At 65.9% G+C, this 5,494-nt stretch carries 6 protein-coding genes; all 6 read right to left on the reverse strand.

Annotation, left to right across the window (positions count from 1 at the left end; translation table 11 throughout):
• Positions 1–257 (reverse strand): YigZ family protein (locus tag V6M48_RS11420; protein WP_332812666.1); only part of this gene is annotated, 257 nt, incomplete at its 3' end.
• Between the two features lie 439 nt (positions 258–696).
• A complete protein-coding gene (locus V6M48_RS12900) occupies positions 697–1,311 on the reverse strand; it encodes a transposase (RefSeq protein WP_443019102.1) in 615 nt (204 codons plus the stop codon).
• Positions 1,312–1,367: 56 nt separating this feature from the next.
• Complete coding sequence (locus tag V6M48_RS11425) at positions 1,368–2,720, reverse strand: amidase (protein ID WP_332812667.1); 1,353 nt, start codon at positions 2,718–2,720, stop codon at positions 1,368–1,370.
• Positions 2,713–2,907 carry a hypothetical protein gene (locus V6M48_RS11430; protein WP_332812668.1) on the reverse strand — a complete coding sequence of 65 codons (195 nt, stop codon included), beginning with the start codon at positions 2,905–2,907 and terminating at the stop codon, positions 2,713–2,715. The genes V6M48_RS11425 and V6M48_RS11430 overlap by 8 nt, the downstream gene beginning before the upstream one ends.
• Entirely contained in the window at positions 2,904–4,577 is a 1,674-nt protein-coding gene (locus tag V6M48_RS11435; protein WP_332812669.1) for a thiamine pyrophosphate-binding protein, read from the reverse strand. The genes V6M48_RS11430 and V6M48_RS11435 overlap by 4 nt, the downstream gene beginning before the upstream one ends.
• A gap of 45 nt (positions 4,578–4,622) precedes the next feature.
• Positions 4,623–5,494, reverse strand: an 872-nt coding sequence (locus tag V6M48_RS11440; RefSeq protein ID WP_332812670.1) for a hypothetical protein, incomplete at its 5' end; no start/stop codon positions are given.

Here is a 5,494-nt window from a genome sequence, read left to right on the forward strand (position 1 = left end):
TCGAGGCCTTGCCCGTCGATTGCGGCGAGAATCGGCTTGCCGGCGGTCCCGCTGGGCTCGCCATCGTCGCTGAAGCGGTACCTCTGCCCCAAGCGCCATGCCCAGCAATTGTGATTGGCTGCCGGGTCCGACTGTGCCGCAATGAAGTCTTTCGCTGCCGCTTCGTCTGCGATGGGACCAGCAACCGCAGTGAAGCGGCTCTTCTTGATCTCCTGCTGGCGGATAGCGATTTCAACGAGGGCAAGGCGTGCAACCATAAGCCCGCATATCACGACCTGAGACCCTGATCCCGCAAGAGCCAGGAATGTTCGTTTCGCGGCAGTGCGCTGACGTCAGCTGTTGGCGCGCTGCCGACTGATGGTTGGTCGGACTTCGCGTTCAATGACAGGAAAGGTTGAGCACTACCGCCGCTCAGGGCCCACGAGCGCCCACACCCGCATTTCCTGCAGTGGCACCAGGAGAACTGCTTTAACGATGAGCGTCAGCGGTACGGCATCGAAGCTATTTGTAACCGCGATGTAACCACGTGGCTTTCTGAGGCCCTTGGAAATAGCGCTGAATGCTCCAGGCCAGAAAAGCAAAAAGCGCCGGGAAACCCGACGCTTGTAAGCTTCTCTTCATCTGAGAGTTGTCTGGAGCGGGCGATGGGATTCGAACCCACGACCCCAACCTTGGCAAGCGATTTATCTTTGTGTCTCAGTAGTTTGTGCAATTGCGCGAGCGTCGCTGAATGACGAGCCTGTGCACTGGGGTGCATGTTGCGCTGCGGCGACTACAGCAAAGTTGAGTGACTTTCGTAAAACCCCGTGGACGAGTGAGACTGCAACCGCGAGGTAACCGCGAACTATTCGCCTGCCGCCATCGGCATCGACATGACTTCCGATCTAGAATCCGCGGGGGCATCAAGAATTTATGATGGCAGCGGCGAGGAAGATTATGGCCTAGAAACTGCAGTCTGTTTTGTCGGCTCGCATGGCGACGCTTGAATTCCTTGAGTTTGATTGCTTCGACACCCACCGCGTCGAAGCAATGGGCCTGGGCAATCGTGGCGCATTCCATGTCGGGTTCGTCAGGACAAGCTTCGAAGAGCTTCGCGAAGACATTGGCCTTCCACCAGTCGCTGAAGCGCCTGAAAGCCGTGCTCCAGTTCTCGAACATCGGCGGAAGGTCGCGCCATGAACTGCCGGTCCGTGCGATCCAGAGCACGGTTTCGATAAACCGTCGATTGTCGCTCCCACTACGCCCGGGATCGCTCGACTTCCCGAGGCAGTGTGGCTCCATCTTCGCCCATTGGGCGTTCGTCAGAACAATGCGATCCGTTCGAAGCTTGAATCACATCACCAAGCTCTTGTGAGTCCCGACAGACCCTAGACGGATGAAAGGCCCTCGACCGCATGGGCTGCCTGCAGCAGCAGCGCATCCTGGCCGTGATCGGCGACCATCTGCAGACCGAAGCCGCCGGTCGCGGCAAGCGGCACGGGCAGCGACAGGGCGGGGACGCCGAGATAGCTGAAGGCCGGGGTATAGGCGCCGAGCCGGCTGTTGAAATCGAGGATCGCGCCGGTATCAGCCATGGCCTCATAGCGATCACGGCGCGGCGGCAGGGCCGGCGCCGTTGGTAGCAGTAGCACGTCGATCTCGGAAAACAGGCCTTGCCGCAGCGCCGCGAGATGACCGTCGCGGGCCTTGCGGGCGAGGAGATAAAGGCTGCCGGGATAGGCGAGCCCCTGCAGCAGCCTCTCGCCGACCTGCGGGCCGACCAGCTCTCGGGCTGAACGCAGCCGCGCTGCATGTTCGGCTCCGGCCTCGGTGAGGAAGACGATGCCGGAAAGGGTTGCGAGATCGGCGAGATTGGCGATGGCGACCTTCCGCAGCGAGAAACCCGCGCCCCCGAGTGCCGAAACCGTGCGTTCGAAGGCGTCCGCCACTTCGGTATCCGGTGCCTGGGGCAGGGAGGCGGCATCGAGGATGCCGAAGCGGACCGGCCGCTTCTCGACAAGGGCGCGCTCGTAGCCGGCGCGGGGCCGGCCGAGTAGCAGGGCATCGAGCAGGCGGGCGCAATCACCGACTGTGCGGGTGATCGGGCCGATCGTGTCGAGGCTGTCCGAGACCGGCAGGCAGCCATGCGAGGGGACGAGCCCGACGCTGGGCTTCAGCCCGACGACCCCGCAGAACGCAGCGGGAATGCGGATCGAGCCGCCGGTGTCGGTGCCGAGCGCGCCGTGGACCAGCCGCCGCGCGACGGCTGCGGCGCTGCCGCCGGAAGATCCGCCGGTTACGAGAGCAGAGTCACGCGGATTGGCGAGGAAGCCGTATTGCGAGCTCCAGCCGGCCGGCCCCATCGCGAATTCCGACAGATGCAGCCCGCCGAGATTGACCGAGCCGGCAGAATCGAGCGCCGATAGCGCAGTGGCCGTCTCGCTGCCGACCAGATGAAAATCCGGATGAGCTGCGAAGGATGCCGTCCTTCCTGGTAGGGAGAACAGGTCCTTGTGGGCGAGCGGGATGCCAAGCAGCAAGTCGGCCTGCTCGCGCCTGCTGTCGAGTTCGTGGGCGCGAGCCAGCGCTGCATCCTTGTCGAAGCGGATAAAGCAGGCGCGCGCCTCGGGCTCGGCCTCGATGCGCGCGATCGCCGCCGCCGTCAGCTCCGAAGGCAGGATCTCGCGATTGGTGATGAGCTTGGCGGCGCCGCGCAGATCGAGGTCGAGCACTTCATTCATCGCGGGGCGCACCGATCTTCGGAGCCGCGAATCCGGGCGGCTTCGCCGGGGCCTGGAGAAGGAGCGCGGGCAGGCGTGCCGCAGCTCGCGCAACGCCCTGATCGAAGCGTCTGGCCACCTCTTCCGGCAGCACGATGCCGTAGTGGATGGCGAGCGCGTCTCGCGGGCGGCTGGTGGGCTCGCTCATAGTTCCCTCTCGAACACGGCATCGAAATTGGTCACAGGCGGGAAGGCTTCCCGGTCGATCACGACGTCGATGACGCAAGGATGGTCGGAGGCGATGCCCTTCGCAAGCGCGGTCGAGAGTTCTTGGCGGTTGGTCGCGCGCAGGCCGGTCGCACCCAGCGCCTTGGCCGCTAGCGCGAAATCGGAGGCGGTGAAATCGTTCGCCTCGGCGACGACATTGCCGTTCCAGCGATATTTCTGCTCGTGATACTCGAAGGCGAGGCCGTTATTGTTGAAGACGAGGATCACGACCGGGATTTTGTAACGGACGGCGGTCTCTATATCGGCGAGATGATAGCCGGCGCCACCGTCGCCGGTGATGCAAACAACCTTCTCCGGCCGCGCCATCTGAACGCCGAGCGAGGCCGGCAGGGCCCAGCCGAGCGAGCCGACAGCGCGGAAGAAGGAATTGTAGCGCAGCGTCGGAAACAGCACGCCGGTCCAGGCCGCCATGTAGCCGGTGTCGGCGACGACGGTGATCTCGGAACCGTAGCGCGACAATTCCTCGAGCACCGAGACCGGCGAGAGCACGGCCTGCGAGGCGGCGGAGGCGGTGTGCCGTGCGAAACGCTCCAGCCAGGCGGCGCTCTCGCGCTGGCACAGGCCGAGCCATTCGCTCTTTTCGCCCTGCTGCGCGCTGCCCTGCGCGGTCAGGAGGGTCTCCATGAAGGCGGCGATGTCGGCGCGAATGCAGGATTCGGGGGCGTAGGGGTTGGCGAAGGCGGTGATGTCCTGGTCGACCTGGATCACGTTCGCCTTGCGCGAAGGCAGGCTGTAACCATTGGTCGAAAGACCGCCCAGCCGGGTGCCGAGGGCCAGCACGCAGTCGGCCTGCGCCATCAACCGGTTGGCGGTGACGGAGGAGTAGCGCCCGACGATCCCGCAGAAATTGGCACACGCCGAGAGCACTGCCGGCTTGCCGCCCATGGTGGCGACCAGCGGGATGCCGGCGAGATCGGCAAACCGCGCGACCGCCTCGCCGGCGCCGCTCAGCCGGACGCCTTCGCCGACGAGGATCATCGGCCGCTTCGCATCGCGCAGGGCCTTGAGCGCCGCAGTGACCTCCGAAGCATGCGGGCTCTGCACGTTGAAGCTCGGCAACGGGCCTTTGCCTTCGACGCCTTCGCTGGTGCCCGGCATGGCGAAAAAGTTCTTGGGGACGTCGAGATGGGTCGGGCCGCGCGTCGGCGAGACCGCTGCCGTCAGGGCCTGACGCAGCAACGGTGCCACCTGGCCGGGTTCCTCCGCCGCGCCATTCCATTTGGTGACGGGGCCGAACATCGTGTTCTGGTCGAGCGCCTGGTACTCGTTGACATGAACCGCATTGGTAGCCGTCGCGCCGGTCAGGGCGAAGACCGGCGATTGCGCCCAGTAGGAATCGGCCAGGGCGGCGGCGACATTGGCGGCTCCCGGGCCAGCCTGGCCATAGGTGACGGCGACCTTGTCGGCGGCGCGGGCGTAGCCGTCGGCCATGTAGACCGCGCCCGGCTCGCTGCGTGCCACGATCATGCGGATGCCAGCGTCGCGCAGCGCGATCCAGAGCGGCTGGTCGCCGCCGGTCAGCATGAAAAAGTGCTCGACGCCGCATTCCTTCAGGGTGTGGGCGATATTCGTGGCGACAGTCTGGGACATCGTGGACTCACGCAAAGGGCGGGGAGGGCGGGAAGGACTGGTGGCTCAGGCGCGCGGGGCGGCCGGTGCGGGGGCGAGCCAGCGCGCCAGGAAATCGCGAAGGCGCATGCCGGCTCCGGCGCCGAGGCGGCGGGCTGCCGCGTTGGCATGGGAAACGACGCCCCGTTCAAGCGTCGAGACGGCATTGCCGATCTCGGCGCTGCGATGAGAGACCGTCACGGCGGCGATGCCGCGCAGGTCGAGCGGACCGAGACGGCCGATGCCGGCATCGTCGCAGCCGCCGCCGGCATCGTTGAACGCGACGAAGCGACAGGCGACGTTGATCGCCTTGCTCGGGTCGCCGCCTATCAGGCCGCCATGCGAGCCGGTGAGGATGATCCGGCCCTTGTCCTCCGGCTGGATCAGCGAGGCTGAATCGATGCAGACGACCGCTTCAGCGTCGGCCGCGCAGGAGATCTCGCTGCGGTGTTCCTTGATCGTCCGCGGCGCGGCCGTGCCGGGTGCGAGGCGGGAGAGGCGTGTGAGCGCCTCGGCGCAGGCCATTCCGGGGGTGATGCCGGCCGCTTGCGCGGCGCGGTTGGCACGGCTGACGATGCCGCGCCTTGCCATGTCGTCGGCATCGCCGATGCGGGCGCTGGTGTGGGCGATGGTGGCGACAGCGACCGCGATCCGGTCGCCCTCGGCGAGGGCTGCGACGCCGGCGTCCTTCAGCCCGCTTCCGGCATCATTCAAGACGAGGCCGCGCGGGGCGACGCTCAGTCCCTTGAAGGCCGAATACAGGCCACCATGCGAGCCGCTGAGGATGACGCGGCCGTGGTGGTCGGGGGTGACGTAGTTGATGGAATCGACCCGGCAAAGCCATGGCGCGGTCTCGTTTCCCTCCTCGGCTGCGTCGTCTGAAGCGACGTTCGACACCT

Origin of the sequence: Sphingomonas sp., from assembly GCF_036677245.1 — a bacterium.
GTDB lineage: Bacteria > Pseudomonadota > Alphaproteobacteria > Sphingomonadales > Sphingomonadaceae > Allosphingosinicella.